The sequence below is a fragment of the Peptostreptococcaceae bacterium genome, from assembly GCA_016649995.1.
Classification (GTDB): Bacteria; Bacillota; Clostridia; order Peptostreptococcales; family BM714; genus BM714.
In genome coordinates, this window is record JAENWJ010000033.1 from 1 (window position 1) to 18,149 (window position 18,149).

An 18,149-nucleotide genomic window follows, 5' to 3' on the forward strand; every position below is an offset into this window, starting at 1 on the left:
AGTTTCCCAATCAAAATGCTTGGCGATCCCACATGTCCCGATCCAGGCATTATGAATTTCAAATCACTGCATATGGTTTCTATATCCATAAGCATCTCGAAAAAATTGCCGGCAATCGTTATTTGATGGACGGCATCGGTTTTTTTGCCTTCGCAAACGACAAAACCCGTTGCGGAAAGTGAAAAATCTCCCGAAACGGCATTTAGACCCGCATGAAGTCCCTGAACATCATTAATGTAAATGCCTTCTACCATTTCATTCATGGCTTCATCCAAAGAAACCGATCCCGGACTTATGAAAAAATTAGTGGGCGCTATGGAAACAGGAGATTTGTATGAAGCCTTGTAAGCGTTGCCAGTGGACGGAACGCCTTCCTTTCCTCCTGTTTTTTTGTTATGCAAAAATGTCTTAAGCACCCCGTCTTCTACTATATTCGTCTTCACTGTGCATGTACCTTCATCGTCAAATTTTCTCGAACCCGCTTTATTGCATAGAAACGGATCGTCTATTATCGAGAGATTTTTTACACCTATGGACTTGCCGATTTTCCCCTTTAAAAGCGAAAGGTTCCTCTGGACATTTTCACCTGAAAAAACCGAGGAAAAAGCCTGAAGCAAACTGGCTGAAACCTCGTTTGACAAAAGCGTTTTCATTGGCCCTGAAGCAATACTTTTGGCTCCAAGCTGCTCTATGGCTTTTCCCGCAGCCTCTTCGGCCAGAGACGACGCATCAAAATCATTGAATCTATTAGAAACCATATATGCGCTGCCCGTTTTTACAGTCTCGCCTTCCCGCGCAACAGTAGACACATATGCGAACGCAATATTTTTTTCCTCATATAGATCTAGGCCCTTGGAGTTCTTTATCATTCGACCGCCTAAGCTCTCTCCAAACAAGCAATAGTCAACGGCCTCTATCCTCTTGTCGACCAAAAATGCATTCTTCTCCATTTCCAGCGCAAACTCTATTTTCTCTTTTTCCGAAACCTCTTCCAGATTAGGGTTCTTAAGCTCCAATGCTTTGCAATGCTTATTGTCAAAATGTATCTCCTCTTTTTCAGATGCTTCCATTATTTCGGCATTTTCCTGGAGACCCGCAACTAATTCCTCCGGATTCAATTCATTCAATTTTTCAGTATAAATGTAACCCATTGATCTTTTATAAATGCCTCTTACAGAAAGGCCACTATTTTCTTCGATGCTTAAATGTTCAACTTTACCATCCGATACCCTAACATTAAAGGATTTGGAATCTCCAAAATACACCTCGATATCTTTAATATTTTTTCCCCTAGCCAATTCAAAGAGGGCTTCCGTCTTAATTTTTTTCATATAGCTACCGCTCCTTCCTGCCGCCAACGGTTATTGATCCGACACGCAACGCCGGCTGCCCTACATTTACAGGAATGCTTCCGCTTATTGATCCGCACATGCCCTGGCCAAATGCCAAATTGTCAGCCACCATATCTATTTTAGTAAGTATTGAAAGTCCATTGCCAATAAGTGTTGCGCCTCTAACCGGCTTTCCTATTTTCCCGTTTTCGATCAAATAACCCTCCATAACCGCAAAATTGAATTCTCCGGTTGCAGGGTTCACAGATCCTCCACCCATCTTTTTGGCATAAAGCCCATTCTGCGTGTTTTCGATAAGATTCTCGAAACTACTTTTGCCTGGAGCTATATAGGTATTGGTCATTCTCGATGTCGGCGAATATTTATATGACTGACGCCGCCCTGAACCAGTTGGAGCCATTCCCATTTTCTTTCCGTTTAGTCTATCTACCATGTATCCCTTCAGAACTCCATTTTCTATCAAAACGTTCCTTCGTGTTTCAATCCCCTCGTCGTCAAGCCTTGCGGAACCCCATTGACCCGGAATACTTCCGTCATCGATTGCAGTCAATACATCCGATGCAATTTTTTCTCCGATCTTGCCTGCAAAAACAGATGTCCCCTTGGCAACCGATGTGGCTTCAAGTCCGTGTCCGCATGCTTCATGAAAAATAACCCCTCCGAATCCGTTATCTATGACAACAGGCATTTTTCCGCTTGGGGCTGCGTCGGCATGAAGCATTTTAACAGCCGTTTCCGAGGCCGATGCAGCATAGGCATTAAGATCAATCGTATCATAGAATTCGAATCCCATTGACGCCCCAGGTGCTGCGTGACCCGTTTGCATTTCACCGCCATATTCAGCTATAGTCTGTATTGATGTCCTTGTCCTCACCCTTTCGTCCTCGGCCCACAGGCCTTCAGAGTTTGCAACGAGAATCTTTTGAACGGTATCTAAATAATTGATTTTAACCTGTGTTATTTCGTCCGAAAACCCTTTTGCCGCTTCATGAGCATTTTTTAGTATGCGAACTTTTTCTCTTTTACCTATGTCTCCGGGATATTTCAATACCTCCAAGAGAGGACTTCCATCGTATTTTCGGAAGTCCAGCAAAACGCTTCTTCCTTTTCCCAAAAGCGCAAGAGATGCTTTCCCTGCTACCGTCTTCAAATTTTCTGAAGATGTGTCGTTCGTATATGCATAAACGCTTTCAGTTCCTCTAATTATTCTAATGCCTACCCCATAGTCCAGGCCCGAAACCGTATTTTCTACGAGCCCGCCGACCAATCCGATAGTTTGATTGTTCCTCTGTTCTACAAATATCTCCGAAAAATCGGCTCCGTTCGATAGCGCCGCATCCAATGTTTCCGCAATCACTCTTTTATCCAGCATATCTTTCCTCCTTTCGGTAAAATATCAAAAAGCATGGGTAAAACCATGCTCCGAATGGGAAATAATCCCCCTACTTGTTTTTTTACACATTCATTTTTGCCGCATCATTAAATAACCTTCAAGGTTGTCACAATCGCTTATTACTATATCATTGCAACCAAAATAATTCAAAATTTCCTGCAGTATAACGCTTCCCGCATATATTATATCGGCTCTTTCACTGTCAAGCCCTATTATCGATTTTCGGCTTTCCAAAGGAATCCTCCCCAACTCGCCTACAATGCCACGGATTTCCCCTTTGCTGATGCTTGTCAAATGAATTTTTCCCCGATCGTATTTTCCCATTTTTAGTTTGATTGCGCCCAATGTTGTTATGGTTCCGCCAATTCCTATCAATGTACCTTTGTCAAAAACATTAATATCCGAAAGATTGTTCTTTATTGTATTTCGTATATGCCTTTCCAAATCAATCGAATCTTCAAGATCTACAGGATCGGACTTTATGAACTGCTCGGTCATTCGCACTGCGCCCATATCAATACTCTTCTTGTAGTAAATTCGGTCCCTGCTTCCGAGGGCGAATTCTGTGCTCCCTCCGCCGATGTCCACCATCATGAATACACCTTGAGCTTCAAAGCTTGAGAGAACTCCAAAATAACCCATTTCAGCCTCTTCGTCTCCTGATAGAATTTCGACATCTATTGGCAACTCGGATTCTATTCTATCTACAATTTCTTTCCTGTTTTTAGCGTCTCTAACTGCGCTAGTAGCCAAGGCCTTTATTCTTATATCTTTTTCAGTTGCAGCCATCTCAACAAATTCCTTAAGTACATTCATGCATCTTCCAAGCGCATCTTCTCCTATCACTCCCGACCGGTCGACCATTTCTCCCAATCTAACCATTCGAACATGCTTTTTCCCACTCTTTATCTTTCCGTTTTGCATCTCCGCTACAAGAAGTCTTAAGGAATTTGTTCCAATATCTATTACTGCACGCTTCATGGTTTCACTCCGTCCTCATTTACATCGTTATTACTATCGTCTTCATCCTTAAAACGGTATACTATGTCGTTTTCCCTTACCAAATCCAGCTCTTCTCTCGCTACATTCTCTATATAGCTTTCCGTCTCGGCATCTTTAATTTCTTTTTCAATCTTTGCAAGCTCCTGCTCCTTTAGAGAAAGTTCGTCCAATATTTGAGCCTCTTCCTGTTTTAAGTTACTAAGCATGCTTTGCTGTTTTAATATGACCATCGTAGAATATGAACCAAGTACAAGCATTATTGCTATTGCAATGAAATTCCTTTTTATGAAATTCCCTTTCTTTTTTCGTTTTTTACCGACAGCCACGCAAAACACCTCTCTTCGATTCTATTCGAATATTTCCTCAAACAAATCGGCCGCTTCTTCTTTTTTTACATGTTCCTTTACATCTTTAATTTTAAATCGCATTACTCTGCTTCCCGTTTCGATGGAAAGAATATCTCCGATGGACACTTCCGCCCCAGGTTTAACAGCTTTATCGTTGATTTTTATGCGGCCCTTCTCGCATGACTCTTTAGCTACGGTTCTTCTTTTGATAATCCTCGATACCTTTAAAAATTTATCTACTCTCAAAATTTATGCCTCCTAAATAAAAAAAGCAACCATAGGCTGCTTTTAGAATGACCCGGATCTCCAAATTCAAACCCTCGGCATGAAATAGAAGATCTTCGCCATTCTATGATTTGCGACTCTGACAACAACTTCAAAGCGGCCACAGGCAGCTTGTTTCTATTTGTTGACCAAATCTTTAAGTGCTTTACCAGCTTTAAATACAGGAGCCTTTGATGCCGGTATTTCTATAACTTGTTCCGGATTCCTCGGATTTCTTCCCTGTCTTGCCTTTCTCTCTTTAACATCAAATGTGCCAAATCCTACAAGTTGCACCTTTTCTCCTGCAATCAATGATTCTTGTATGCTGTTAACAAAAGAGTTCAAAGCTACCTCAGTATCTTTCTTAGTAAGCCCGGCTTTTTCCGCCATGCTAGCAATCAATTCTGCTTTATTCATAAATTAATCCTCCTATAATATAATTATCGTCCGTATATTTCTATTCTATGCAAACACGCTATTTCCTTTTTTTTATTGTTCATTTTTTTAAAAATTAGCTATTTTTTAATGATTTTGCCTCTTCCCACAAAAAATCCATCTCCTCAAGTGTCATTTCCTGCAAACTCAAGCCTTTTTTCATTGCGGTTGTTTCAATATAACTGAATCTTTCAATAAATTTATCCACAGTAGAATTCAATGCTTCCTCGGGATCTATTTTCATAAATCTTGCTACATTCACCACGGAGAAAATCAAGTCTCCGATTTCTTCTTTTGCCCTTTTTCTCGATATCACAGGCTTTTGGAGAACCTCAAGGAGTTCATCGGTTTCTTCCCTTACTTTGTCAAATGCAGGGCCGACATCGTCCCAATCAAACCCCACCTTAGCAGCTTTCTTCTGAATCTTAACGCTCTTCATTAATGCAGGCAAAGATTCAGGTACTCTTTTCATTGATTCAAAATGCATCGTTTCCGATTTTTCTTCTCTTTTTATTTCTTCCCATTTGTCTTTGACTTTTTCCGCCGTTCTTATATCCTCTTCACCAAACACATGCGGATGTCTCCTGACAAGCTTTTTGCATATTCCTCCAATAACATCTCCTATATCGAAAATGCCGTTTTCTTCGGCCATCCTGCTATGAAAAACAACCTGCAAGAGAACATCTCCAAGCTCTTCGGTCATTAGACCATAGTCATTCTTGTCAATCGCGTCAACCACTTCATACGCCTCTTCAATCATGCAATTTCTTATGCTCTCATGGGTCTGCCTACGGTCCCAGGGACACCCGTCCTCGCTTCTAAGGCGAACCATGATATCGATAAGATCCGCGAAGCTTGGTTTCTCCTTTTGGCTACTTTCAAGAGCCGGAACATACAGGCTGGTGAGATGATCTAAAAAATCGAGACGGTCAAGCTCATACACCGGAATTTCTTCTATCCTCTCCATCCCCTTTATGCCGGCCGCTCTCACCGCCATCAGCATATGCTCATCGCCGAAAAGCTCCGAAAGCGCCAGTTTGACTTCTGAAGCCGTATATTGATCATATACCTGAGTAATCAATGTGTCCATTCTAGTATCGAACAATTGCTCACGTATTTGAAGTCCGTCGACTATCCTAATTCCCATTACCGGGTCTTTTCTGACCGAAGCAAGTACCGCATCTACAAAACTGGCTGCTGGAATAAATTCCAAATCGAATGAACCTTTTTTCGATTTTTCAATCAGGATCTGCACGGTATTTTCAGCCACAAAAGGGCTTCCCGGTACCGCATAAACGGTGTCTCCATTTTCAGACTCCAAAATCAGGTCTTTAACTATGTTCTCGTATACCTCTTCAAATGTATTGTATTTATCATAATAGGAATCGAATGTATTAAAGAGAACTCCCTTCTCCCTGAGCCATTCTACCGTAGGGTGCTTTTCGGTTCTAAAAAAAAGTCTATCTATTTGTGTTTCCTTAATTCTTTCATAGGCATTAAAAGACAGGTAATCCACGCTGCCCGGTCCGAGCCCCACAACTATTATCTTGTTTTTCATATTTACCACTTCCCTATCTTCATTTTATTTAAAACGCTATATATTTTTTTCCCCTTTGGAATCAATTCGAAGTCCTCCGAAGTTAGTGCTCCGGTATTAATCAGCATCCATCCATAAACAAGAGCTCCTGCCAATATGGAAATCACAGTTGCTGCGTTACTTCCGACAAGAGGTTCCGTCACTCTATATCCCCCATAAGCTACAGCTCCCATGAAACCTGCAGAAATCAACGGTTTGATTGAAAGCCTGAATATCGGAAGATCCATCTCCAGTTTCCTCTTGATGTATATAACATTCAATGAAGCCGCCAGAGCATAGCCGCACACGGTTCCTATTGCAGCGCCTCTTACATTAAGCGAAGGAATTCCTACAAGCACATATGTCAAAACGATTTTCAGGACTGCTCCTGCCGCCAAATTCCATACAGGTATAAGCGGCTTGCCCAATCCCTGCAAAATCCCGGTAAGCGACTGAAACAATGAAAGAAATACTATTCCAAACCCAAGCACCGACAAAATAGTGCTTGCGCTCATTGCACTTTCAATTTTTAATGGATAGAGAAGCCGCATGATTGGTCCCGCAAGAATCACCAATCCAAAAGCCGCCGGCAACGCGATAATCATTGTTACTCTCGCTCCCGATTTTACAGTTTCCCCCAACAGCGAATAGTCTTTTTTGGCAATCATATGGGCAACGGCCGGAACCAGGCTTATCTGTATTGCCGCTGTAACTATTTGCGGAAGATTCATGAGCGGAGTAGCCATCCCGGTAAGTTGACCGTATAAACCATTTGCAGAAGCTTCACTATATCCTATTTGCTGCAACCTCCTCAAAACAATTCCAACATCTATTGAATTCATCACCGGCAAAACGGAAGCCCCTATCGTAATAGGCACCGCTATCATTAAAAGCGATTTGGCAATTTTAGAAACCCTTTCAACCTTCTCCGGTTTGTTGAATTCCTTGTTTTTCCTATGCTTGCCGTAGATAGCCATCATGACGAATGCACTTATGAACGCTCCGGCTCCGGCTCCGAATGTAGCCCCCGCAGCAGAAATTTCAATTCCATTCCCAAGAAGCGCATACGCAAGGCTCAATCCAACAATTACTCTTACCAGCTGCTCAATGATCTGCGAAATCGCGGTAGGTCTCATGTCTCGGAGGCCCTGAAAATATCCTCTGAACGAGGACATTATCGGTACAAACAACAAAGCCGGCGCTATGGCCACCGTAGAGTAATACGCCTTTGGGTTTCTAATCATTATATCGGAATAATACCTAGCTCCAAAAAAGAGTGCGGATGAAGTAATAATGCCAATGCCGGCAAGTATAAAAAACGAAACCTTAAAAACACGATCAGCCCCGTATGCATCGCCATTTGCCGTTTTTTCCGAAACCATTTTGGCGATTGCAGTAGGAAGACCCGCCGTTGATGCAACAACGAGAATCAGGTATATGGGGTAGGCACTTTGATAGTAGCCCATGCCCTCAGCACCTATTATGTTTCCTAGAGGTATTCTGAAGAAAGCCCCGATTATTTTAATTATGATTCCGGCGATGCCAAGAATCGCAGCCCCTTTCAGGAACGAATTGTCTTTTTTCTGTTCAGTCATGATTCCTCCAGTCTTCCCATGGGCACATCTTTAACAAGTACATTATACATAAAAATCCACAAATCAATCAACATGAAAAAAGGCCCGAAAACGGGCCTTTTCGTTTCTACTTGATATTATCCTCATATCTTACAATTTCCGCTGTGTCCATCAATGTATCTATTTCTTCAACAATCTTAGTTTCCATAAGATTATTCTGAATAACTTCTTTTTCGGTTTCAAGCTGTTCTTCGCTCATTTCGCTTTTTAGGTCGGCAAGAGTTTTCCTGTCCTCAACCCTAATGATGTGATAACCGTAATCAGATTTTACAGGTTCTCCGATGGCTCCAATCGGCTGTGAAAATGCTGCCTCTTCAAACGCCGGAACCATGGTTCCTCTTGCAAAATAACCCAAGTCTCCACCGTTTATGGCCGAATTCTCATCAACAGAATATTCCTTGGCTATCTCTTCAAAATCGGCTCCTTCATCAAGTTTCCCCTGCACTTCGGCAAGAACTTCCTCTGTTTCAACGAGTATATGTCGCGCTCTGACATTAACTACATATTCATCGTAGATTTCCTCAAGCCGCATTTCGTCAAATCCAAGTTCCTCGAGTGTCTGCGCCTTGAATATGGAAAGGTATTCCTCTATCTCAAGTTGCTTTCTTATAAAGGCCTCCCCGATTTCGTTTTCATCATAAAAAGCCTTCATTTCTTCGCTGCCTTTTAGATCTTCCTCAAATGCTTTGTATGTCTCGTCGATTCCCTCGGTATCCAATTCCGTATTCTGTTCAACCATGTATTGGCGAATCAGTTCTTCTGTAATCATCTTCTCCATTATCTGCTCTTTAACAATCTGCATTATCGTTTTTCCCTGGATTTCCTGGGACCAAATCTGTTCTCCATAAAGCTGAGTGTAGTTCTTTTCGAAAACAACAAAATTCTTATTGAATTCATCAAAAGAAATCTGTTCTCCGTTCACTTCAGCTATCAGGTCCTGCGAGCCGGTATCGGTTTCCTGCTTTTGGCAACCCGCAAAGGAAGTGACTATTAACACAATTATTACGGCAAGTGCTATGACCGTTTTCTTTTTGTTCATATTAGGTATCCATCCCCTTCTGTTATTAATATTTATAACTAACATTATAGCCTAATCAATGAGTCTTTGAAACTGTTTATTTCTTCCATGAATAAAATGGCTTCTTTGAGTCTTTTTTCAGGGCTAAGATTTATCTCCTTGAATCTGTATAGCAAACTCGGCTCCTCTCCCGCATGCAAATGTACTCTCGAACTATATCTGCCAAGTATCTCTACTGCTATTTCAGGTCCAAAGCTATTTTCTTTTTGCATCTCGAACCTGTAAAAAACATCATTCTCCCTGATTTCGACTACGCCCATTTTACCCGCTAAAGCCTTCAGATATGAAACATCCAAAAGATTGTACACTTCCTGAGGCGGTGTACCAAACCTGTCTTCAATCTCCGCCTGCGCATCATGGTAGTCTTTTTTATTCTCAATGGATGAAATCCTTTTATACGCCTCAAGCTTTAGAATCTCATTTGATACATACTCATCGGATATATACGCTCCGATTTCTATTTCAATTGTTGTTTCAACGGAATTTATTTTTTTATCGCCGCTTATTTTCGCTACTGCCTCTTCCATCATCTTAACGTACAGGTCGTATCCTATGTCTTCCATCTGTCCATGCTGCTGGGACCCTAACAAATTGCCGGTTCCTCTTATTTCCAAATCGCGCATTGCTATCTTGAATCCCGAACCAAGTTCGGTAAATTCCCTTATGGCTTTTAGTCTTTCCTCAGCCACAGAGCTGACAATCTTGTTCTTCTCGTACATAAGATATGCTCTTGCCACCCGGTTGCTCCTGCCCACGCGACCTCGGAGTTGATACAATTGGGAAAGACCCATATGATCCGAGTTGTCTATTAGTATTGTGTTTACATTTGGTATATCTAGTCCCGTTTCTATTATGGTTGTGCAAACAAGCACATCTATCTCCTTGTTCAAAAAATCTATCATTATGTCCTCAAGCTTGCGCTCATTCATCTGTCCATGTGCATAGGCCACCTTCGCATACGGCACAAGCTCAACAATCTTCCTTGCAACCTTACTGATATCATTTATCCTGTTGTGAACAAAATAAACCTGGCCTCCGCGGGAAATTTCCTTAATAACGGCTTCCTTTATTATGCCGTCATCCCTTTCAACCACGAATGTCTCAACCGGGTGCCTTTCATCGGGAGGGTCTTCTATTACACTTATGTCCCTAATGCCTACCAGCGACATGTGAAGAGTCCTCGGTATCGGTGTGGCAGAAAGAGACAAGACATCTATTCCGGTCTTGAGCTCCTTCATTTTTTCCTTGTGCTTGACCCCAAAGCGCTGTTCTTCGTCAATGATGAGCAAACCCAAGTCCTTGAATCGAATATCGCTAGACAACAACCTATGGGTCCCAATAATCAAATCGACGCTTCCTCTTCTCAGTTCGTCTACTATCTTCTCCTGCCTGCCCTTGCTTCTGAAACGGCTAAGCATTTCCACAGAAATCGGAAACGGGCTCATCCTATTCCGGGAGGTATTGTAGTGCTGCTGCGCCAGTATGGTTGTCGGAACCAGAATAGCCACCTGTTTGCCATCATTGATGGCTTTAAAAGCCGCCCTTAGGGCAACCTCAGTCTTTCCAAAACCTACATCGCCGCACAAAAGCCTGTCCATGGGTTTTGCCCTTTCCATGTCCTTCTTTATTTCTTCTATCACCTTTATTTGGTCAGGGGTCTCGTCATATTCAAAGAGGTCCTCGAATTCGCTTTGCCAATTCGAATCCGGCATGAATGCATGTCCACTTGCCGTCTCCCTTTTTGCATATAGCTCAAGAAGCCCATCAGTAAGGTCTTCGATTGATTTTCGCGCTCTCTGTTTAGTCTTTTGCCATTCCACTCCGCCAAGGGAGTTCAATTTGGGATTGGAATTGTTTGAACCCAGATACTTCTGTATAAGGTCCATCTGATTTACGGGAACGTAAAGAAAATCACCTTTTTTATATGCAAGCTGTAGATAGTCTTTTTTTATTTTATCGACTTCCAGCTGTCTTATTCCTATGAATCGCCCTATACCATGGTTTTCATGAACCACATAGTCTCCAGGCTTCAAATCCGTGAAACTTCCAATCGGTCTTTTCTTTGATTTCGACAGGGTTTTTTTGTGCCTCTTCTCAACCCCGAAAACATCCATTTCGGAAAGCACATTCAGTCTTCCATTGTCGTAAACAAATCCCTTTGAAAGCCGTCCTTTTGAAATCGCAATTGTCGATGGTATTAACGCCTTCATTTCATCGCCATATTCGCAAACTTCCAAACCCCTATTAAACAACTCCGAACGAAGCCTTGATGCTTTTTCTTTTCCTCCGGCAAAAATAACCGTCCCGTATCCCTTCGTTTTTACATCTGTCAGAGCACCGGTCAAGTCATCAAGTCTTCCCTTGAACCCTATTTGCGGCTTCACTGAAAATTCAATGCTCCTCGAAATATTTTCAGTGCTTCCTATTGCTTTGTCCAAATAAATGCATTTTCCGCGAAAAACCTCCGGATTATATTCTCCTACCAGTGAATGTTGCCCCGTGAGTATTTTGTTTTTCTCTAGATGGATTTTAAATCGTTCCAGAAAATCTTCATGGAAGGTTTTTGCCCTTTGCCGTATTCTCTTTTCATCCATTAATGCAAAGACAGAGTCACTTTCAAAGTATGCCGAAAGATCATCATGCTGCATATAACAGCTCAGATTGAAGATATCCCCGGTAACTATTCCATTTTTCAATCCTTCGAGTATTTCATCGTACTTTCTGCGAGACTCATCGCCCGCATCTTCACCCAGGTTATCCATTTCTCTTTTTATTCCTTCAATTGCACGCATTATGGATTCATCATCCTCCACGAATTCCCGCGCCGGGAAAATGACTGCATCTTTCCTTTTTTCTGTTGAAATCTGCGAAGATACATCAAAAACCCTTATTGAATCAATCTCATCGCCCCAAAACTCCATACGGAATGGCTTCTCGCTTTGAGGAGAAAATACATCCAGAATGCCTCCGCGCCTACTGAACTGGCCCTTTATTCTAATCTGATCAACAGATTCATATCCGGACCTCACCAATGACTCAATCAAGCCTTCCATAGGGTATATTTCTCCCCATTTGACAGTCACTATGCACCCACGGTAATCATCCGGTTTTCTAAATGGAATAAGCATATTTGGGACGGCCGTTGTCACGATAATGGGTTTGCGACTCAATACATGCCCAAGCACCATGGCTCTTTCGGATTCCGTCTCCCGACTGTGCGCATACGCCTCGTAAAAGTTTATTTCTCTTCCGGGCAAAAAAAACACTGGCTTCTCGGTGAAAGTCTCGATATCTTTCGCCATTATTTTAGCCTGTGCCTCACTTTCAGTTATGACAAGAATCTGCCGATTTCCACAATCGGACAACAGAAGAGCCGCAAAGGAATCCGTTATGCCGGCGCATGCAATCTTATTAATGTCTGAGTCCAACCATTTGTTTATTTTATCTATTTGATTATACCTATCAGCTTTCGGTATCATCTTCTCCTCCAGGTTCGCAACTCATAGCGTTGTACTTGTTCATTGCCTTGTCGACACCATCGGTTACAATCGTTTCAAGTGCCTCAGATGCCCAAGCAATGGTCTTTTGTATTAGTTTTGTTTCGTTTTCAGCGAATCCTCCAAGAACATGCCCGATTATATCTTTATTTTCAGACAAACCAATCCCAACCCTTATTCTCGGGAATTCATCGACCATTAAATTATAGATTATATCCTTCATTCCATTGTGGGTTCCAGCGCTGCCTCTTTTGCGTACTCGAATTCTGCCCAGCGGCGTATCTATGTCGTCGTATACAACAATCAGCCTGTTAGGCTCAATTTTATAGAATTCCACTATTTCACGCACGCTGTGGCCACTAAGGTTCATGAATGTCTGGGGCTTTAAAAGAATAACTTTTTCTCCTTGAATCCGACCCTCTCCAAGAAGTCCCTTAAATTTTATTCTATTCATTTTAATTCCATGTTTTTCTGCGAAATTATCCAAAACTTCAAAGCCCGCATTGTGACGTGTTCCCGAATATTTTTTGCCAGGATTCCCCAGGCCCACGATGATGTGCATTTGAAAACACCCCTTTATATCTCCTTTGTATAGAAAAGGAAAACTGCAATAAAAGCCCCTGTGAAGCAGGGGCTTTTATTAATATGTCTTAGATGAACAGCTTGCTTACAGATTCATTCTTGTAAACTCGTTTCATTACCTCTGCAAACAAAGGCGCCGCCGAAAGAATGGTCATTTTATCCAGTATTTTGTCTTTACTTAAATCAATAGTGTCCAAAACAACCAGTTCCTTTATAACCGAATTCTCAAGCCTCTCTATTGCCGGACCTGAAAGAATAGCATGGGTGCAACATGCGTATACATCCTTGGCTCCAAGGTCTTTTAGCGCTTTGGCTCCCTGTACTATTGTGCCAGCTGTATCAATCATATCATCAATGAGAATGACATTCTTGCCATTTATATCCCCTATGATATTCATTATTTCGGCAACATTAGCCTTCGGACGCCTCTTGTCTATGATTGCTATCGGTGCATCAAGGCGATCAGCAAATTTTCTTGACCTTGCAACACTTCCAAGGTCCGGCGATACAACCACCAAATTTTCAATATTTTTGCTATTGAAATATTTCGCCAGAATCGGAACACCCATGAGATGGTCTACAGGAATATTGAAATAGCCCTGTATCTGCGCGGCATGCAGATCCATAGCCAAAACCCTGTCTGCTCCTGCCTTTTCAAGCAAATCAGCAACCAACTTTGCTGAAATCGGATCGCGTGCCTTAGCCTTGCGATCTTGCCTTGCATAGCCATAGTAAGGAATGACCGCAGATATGCTTTTTGCCGAAGCCCTCTTGCATGCGTCAATCATGATCAAGAGCTCCATCAGGTAACGGTTAACCAAAGGTGGGCTTACTGATTGTATTAAGTATACATCCCTACCCCTTACTGATTCATTAATATTTACAGTTATCTCCCCATCGCTGAAAGATCCGACTTGAGCATCGCCCAATGGTAAATTCAGCTCCTCACAGATTTTTTTAGCCAATTTTCGATTTGCATTTCCCGAAAAAATTTTAACCATTTTACTTGCCTCTTGCATTTGAAGAAACCCTCCTCTAAATTGTCCGAATATTTAATTTGTTTTATTTTTAATCAATGGAAAATTTTCTATCCACCCATTTCTCTTTGTTTTCCTGTCTGCTTCTGCCTATGCACAGAGCCCCTTCCGGAACATTCTGTGTAACGGTCGTTCCCGCAGCCACGTAGGCTCTGTTGTTAACCGTCACAGGAGCAACCAGATTGACATTGCATCCTATGAATACATCGTCTCCAACAAGCGTTCTGTGTTTCTTTTTTCCATCATAGTTTACAAAAACAACGCCGCAACTGATGTTGACTCTTTTACCAACATCGGCATCGCCTATGTATGCCAAGTGTGAAGCCTTGCTGCCTTCTCCTATCGTTGAATTCTTTACCTCCACAAAATCGCCTAGTTTTACATTGTTGCCGATATTGCTTCCTGGACGCAAATATGCATACGGACCAATCTTGGTATCGTTACCAATACAGCTTTCCTTTACGGTTGACTGGCTTATACTTGTTCCGCTTCCTACTATTGCATTTTTCAAAACAGTGTACGGCCCAATCTCGCAGTCCGAACCTATTGAGGTGTTGCCCATCAGCTGTGAGCCCGGCAGAATTACAGTATCCGTTTCTATCTTAACATCTATTCCAATTGTCGTGTCCGATGGATTCAAGATAGTCACTCCCGCAAGCATGTGCCTCTTTAGAATCCTTGATTTCATGATTTGTTCAGCCGTAGAAAGCTGAACCCTGTTATTAACTCCCAAAATCTCACTCGAATCATTTATTGCATATGTTCCGGTCCTTTTGCCTTTATTGTGCAATATTGCAATGACATCGGTCAAATAGTACTCACCCTGGCTATTGTTGTTCTCTATGCTCTTCAATGCTTCCCTGAGTTCTTTAGAGTCAAAACAATACATTCCAGAATTGATTTCGTTTATTAGCTTTTCTTTTTCATCAGCGTCTTTTTCTTCAACAATCCCGATGAATTTGCCATCCGAGTCCTTCAAAACCCTTCCATAACCGAATGGATTATCCAAGTCAGTAGTCAAAACAGTGACCGCATTATCGCGCACTTTGTGATAGCCTATCAAGCCCCTCAGCGATTCCCCGCAAACAAGTGGAGTGTCTCCGCATAAAACCAATACGGTCCCTTCATGTGGTATTCTTCCAATCGCCTGCATTACTGCATGTCCCGTTCCAAGCCTTTCACTCTGCACAGCAAATTCCAACTTCCGCCCGGACAGATTTTTGCGCACCTCGTCCTCTTCATGCCCTACAACAACTACTGAATCGGACACGCCAGCTTCCTCGGCAGCTCTAAATACATATTCTATCATCGGAATCCCGCAAACTTCGTGAAGAATCTTCGGTTTTTTCGATTTCATTCTTGTTCCCGCACCAGCCGCAAGAATTATTGCCTTCAGCATATACGCCCCCCCCAATACAGCTGTCTTCCGTCATAGATTATAACATGTAGGAAGTTTTATTTCCATGAAGAATCAAATACATGTTTTTTCTTTCGGGTGTATTATTATTTTCTTTTCTTTTGTTATTCCATCAAGAGCAATAAGTGAAATATAATCGTCCACCATCTTCGTTTCCGGCTCTTTAGTGGCAATCATTACTCCTATGCCGACAACATTGGCATCAAACTCATTCATCAGGTCCACAAGGCCTTTCGCCGTGCCTCCTGCTCTCATGAAATCGTCTATTATCAATACATTTGAACCGATCTTAACCGCACGCTTGGATACATACATCGTGCTTATTCTTCCAGTAGACCCTGATACATAGTTTATGCTTACCGTCGACCCTTCTGTAACTCTGTTGTCATCTCTGGCAATAACAAGCGGAACATTCAGGGTATTGGCAGTCATCAGAGCCAACGGTATACCCTTTGTTTCAAGAGTCAAAATGTAATCGATAGGCTTTTTCGCAAAAATTTTGCCGAAAATTTCACCGATTTTCTTTACATAATGCGGATTGTAGATAATATCGGCTGTGTAAATGAACCCTCCCGATATGACCCTGCTTTCATCCCTCAATGTTTCACAGATGTCGCATAAAACTTTCCCTGCCTCCAAGTCGTTGATTAGAGGAATATACCTCACACCTCCCGCGGCTCCCGAAATCGTTTCCACCAACCCAAGCTCCAAATCCTCCATTACCTTTTTGACGATTACTATGTCCTCGCTGATTGTAGATTTCGCAGCATTGAACATGGCAGTAAAATGATTCAGCGTGTAAATCTTGTTTGGAGTGTCGCAAAGCACTTTGACTATTCCTCCAATTCTCTCATTTCTCTTAAATTTACCCAAATTCATCACCCATCCGAATATTTTTTATGTTTATTATTAATTTTATTCGTTTTTTTGCAAAATTTCAATAGATAAGACCATTTTTTTAAATTAATAAAACCAAAATCCACCATCAAATGGTTTTATGGTATAATTCATTGAGTATTAAATTATACAATGAATGGAGAAATTATTATGAAAAATGCAATCAATCAATCCGATTTTAACCCATATGACAAAATCCATATGATTGGAATCGGCGGAATCGGAATGAGCGCAATAGCCGAGTTGCTTCTGTCAAACGGAAAAACAATCTCCGGTTCGGATATAAATTCATCTACAATTATAGACAAGCTCATCAAGAAAGGCGCAAATATCTTCATAGGCCACTCAGCAGACCATATAAAGAACACGGATCTCATAATATATACATCTGCTGTAGCGCCCGACAATCTAGAACTGTCAAAAGCCATAGAATTGAAAATGCACATTATGGACAGGGCTGAAGCGCTGGGGCTCATTATGAAGGCATACAAAGAAAGAATAGCCGTTTCCGGTGCCCACGGAAAAACTACAACCACCTCTATGCTGTCAATGATAATGGAAGATTCAGGTGTTGACCCAACCATTCTGGTAGGCGGAGTAATTGAAGAGATTTCAGGGAATGTCAAAGTAGGCAAAATGGATTACATGATAACCGAGGCATGCGAATACAAGGAAAACTTTCTCAAGTTCCATCCTACACTTGAAATAATACTCAATGTTGATGAGGACCACCTTGACTACTACCAGGATTTGAAGCATATAATGCAAGCCTTCGAGCGTTTCACCGAATGTCTTCCCAAGAATGGAACCATAGTAGCAAACTACGACGACTACAATGTCAAGGTTATTTGCGCAACATCGGACAAAAAAACAATCAGCTATGGAATCAACACGGAAGCAGATTACCAAGCTTTAAACATCGTATACAACGACAGCGGTTTCCCAAGCTTTGATATAATGAAAAGCGGAAAGTTTTACGGACACTTCAATCTTTCGGTACCTGGAACACATAACATTTACAATGCTTTGGCTGCAATAACAGTCAGCGATATTTACGGTGTTAAAATAGAAACCATGCAAAATCGTTTAAAATCCTTTTGTAATCCAAAGCGCCGTTTCGAGATAAAACACAAGCAAAACGGAATCACCATAATAGACGACTATGCACACCATCCTAACGAAATCAAAGCAACACTCGAAGCCACCGAGAGATATCCGCATAAGCGGATATGGAGCATATTCCAGCCACACACATTCACCCGGACAAAGGCCCTTCTTTCAGATTTTTCATCAGCATTCGGAAAAGCCGACCGCGTGGTAATAACTGATATCTATGCGGCTAGAGAAAAAGATTTAGGAGAGATTCACAGCAGCGATTTGGCGCGCCTTGTAAACGGAGAGGGAGTTTCAGCTAAATATATAAGCTCTTTCGAGGATGTAGCTGCGTATGTTGCAGACCATGCTGCGCCAGGAGATGTCATTCTTACAATGGGAGCTGGAGATGTATATAAGATAGGCGACCTTATCGCAATTCAATTGGAAAGCAAAATTAATCTTTAAATATTCGAGTCCAAATAAAGCCCTGGGAATCTGTTTCCCAGGGCTTTTACTAGTTTCTATATTAGTCTATATCTATCA

The 18,149-nt window shown here is 41.8% G+C and carries 15 protein-coding genes; 1 reads left to right on the forward strand and 14 read right to left on the reverse strand.

What is annotated here, in order from left to right:
- The 14 genes from JJE29_06500 to purR form a co-directional block, all read right to left on the reverse strand.
- On the reverse strand, positions 1 to 1,331 hold a 1,331-nt coding region (locus JJE29_06500; GenBank protein ID MBK5252265.1), incomplete at its 3' end, for a TldD/PmbA family protein.
- 4 nt (positions 1,332 to 1,335) lie between these two features.
- Positions 1,336 to 2,724: a TldD/PmbA family protein gene (locus tag JJE29_06505; GenBank protein ID MBK5252266.1), complete on the reverse strand. Its 1,389-nt coding sequence runs from the start codon at positions 2,722 to 2,724 to the stop codon at positions 1,336 to 1,338.
- Between the two features lie 90 nt (positions 2,725 to 2,814).
- A complete protein-coding gene (locus tag JJE29_06510) occupies positions 2,815 to 3,726 on the reverse strand; it encodes a Ppx/GppA family phosphatase (GenBank protein ID MBK5252267.1) in 912 nt (303 codons plus the stop codon).
- Positions 3,723 to 4,073 carry a septum formation initiator family protein gene (locus JJE29_06515; protein MBK5252268.1) on the reverse strand — a complete coding sequence of 117 codons (351 nt, stop codon included), beginning with the start codon at positions 4,071 to 4,073 and terminating at the stop codon, positions 3,723 to 3,725. Before JJE29_06515 ends, JJE29_06510 begins: the two co-directional genes overlap by 4 nt.
- 21 nt (positions 4,074 to 4,094) lie before the next feature.
- Positions 4,095 to 4,340, reverse strand: a complete 246-nt coding sequence (locus JJE29_06520) for an RNA-binding S4 domain-containing protein (GenBank protein MBK5252269.1) — start codon at positions 4,338 to 4,340, stop codon at positions 4,095 to 4,097.
- A gap of 156 nt (positions 4,341 to 4,496) precedes the next feature.
- Entirely contained in the window at positions 4,497 to 4,775 is a 279-nt protein-coding gene (locus tag JJE29_06525; GenBank protein ID MBK5252270.1) for an HU family DNA-binding protein, read from the reverse strand.
- Positions 4,776 to 4,869: 94 nt separating this feature from the next.
- The gene (gene mazG / locus JJE29_06530) at positions 4,870 to 6,351 is read right to left on the reverse strand and encodes a nucleoside triphosphate pyrophosphohydrolase (protein ID MBK5252271.1); all 1,482 of its coding nucleotides are present in this window, start codon (positions 6,349 to 6,351) and stop codon (positions 4,870 to 4,872) included.
- Between the two features lie 2 nt (positions 6,352 to 6,353).
- Positions 6,354 to 7,964, reverse strand: a complete 1,611-nt coding sequence (locus tag JJE29_06535) for a polysaccharide biosynthesis protein (GenBank protein ID MBK5252272.1) — start codon at positions 7,962 to 7,964, stop codon at positions 6,354 to 6,356.
- Positions 7,965 to 8,070: 106 nt separating this feature from the next.
- Entirely contained in the window at positions 8,071 to 9,042 is a 972-nt protein-coding gene (locus JJE29_06540) for a peptidylprolyl isomerase (protein ID MBK5252273.1), read from the reverse strand.
- A gap of 44 nt (positions 9,043 to 9,086) precedes the next feature.
- Positions 9,087 to 12,560, reverse strand: coding sequence for a transcription-repair coupling factor (gene mfd, locus JJE29_06545; protein ID MBK5252274.1), 3,474 nt, complete (start codon positions 12,558 to 12,560; stop codon positions 9,087 to 9,089).
- A complete protein-coding gene (locus JJE29_06550) occupies positions 12,544 to 13,140 on the reverse strand; it encodes an aminoacyl-tRNA hydrolase (protein MBK5252275.1) in 597 nt (198 codons plus the stop codon). The genes mfd and JJE29_06550 overlap by 17 nt, the downstream gene beginning before the upstream one ends.
- Positions 13,141 to 13,228: 88 nt before the next feature.
- Positions 13,229 to 14,179: a ribose-phosphate pyrophosphokinase gene (locus JJE29_06555; GenBank protein MBK5252276.1), complete on the reverse strand. Its 951-nt coding sequence runs from the start codon at positions 14,177 to 14,179 to the stop codon at positions 13,229 to 13,231.
- 49 nt (positions 14,180 to 14,228) lie between these two features.
- Entirely contained in the window at positions 14,229 to 15,596 is a 1,368-nt protein-coding gene (gene glmU / locus JJE29_06560) for a bifunctional UDP-N-acetylglucosamine diphosphorylase/glucosamine-1-phosphate N-acetyltransferase GlmU (protein MBK5252277.1), read from the reverse strand.
- 72 nt (positions 15,597 to 15,668) lie between these two features.
- Positions 15,669 to 16,487: a pur operon repressor gene (gene purR / locus JJE29_06565; protein MBK5252278.1), complete on the reverse strand. Its 819-nt coding sequence runs from the start codon at positions 16,485 to 16,487 to the stop codon at positions 15,669 to 15,671.
- Positions 16,488 to 16,661: 174 nt separating this feature from the next.
- Between purR and JJE29_06570 the strand changes: the two genes are divergently transcribed.
- Positions 16,662 to 18,071, forward strand: a complete 1,410-nt coding sequence (locus tag JJE29_06570; GenBank protein MBK5252279.1) for a UDP-N-acetylmuramate--L-alanine ligase — start codon at positions 16,662 to 16,664, stop codon at positions 18,069 to 18,071.
- Positions 18,072 to 18,149: the final 78 nt, after the last annotated feature.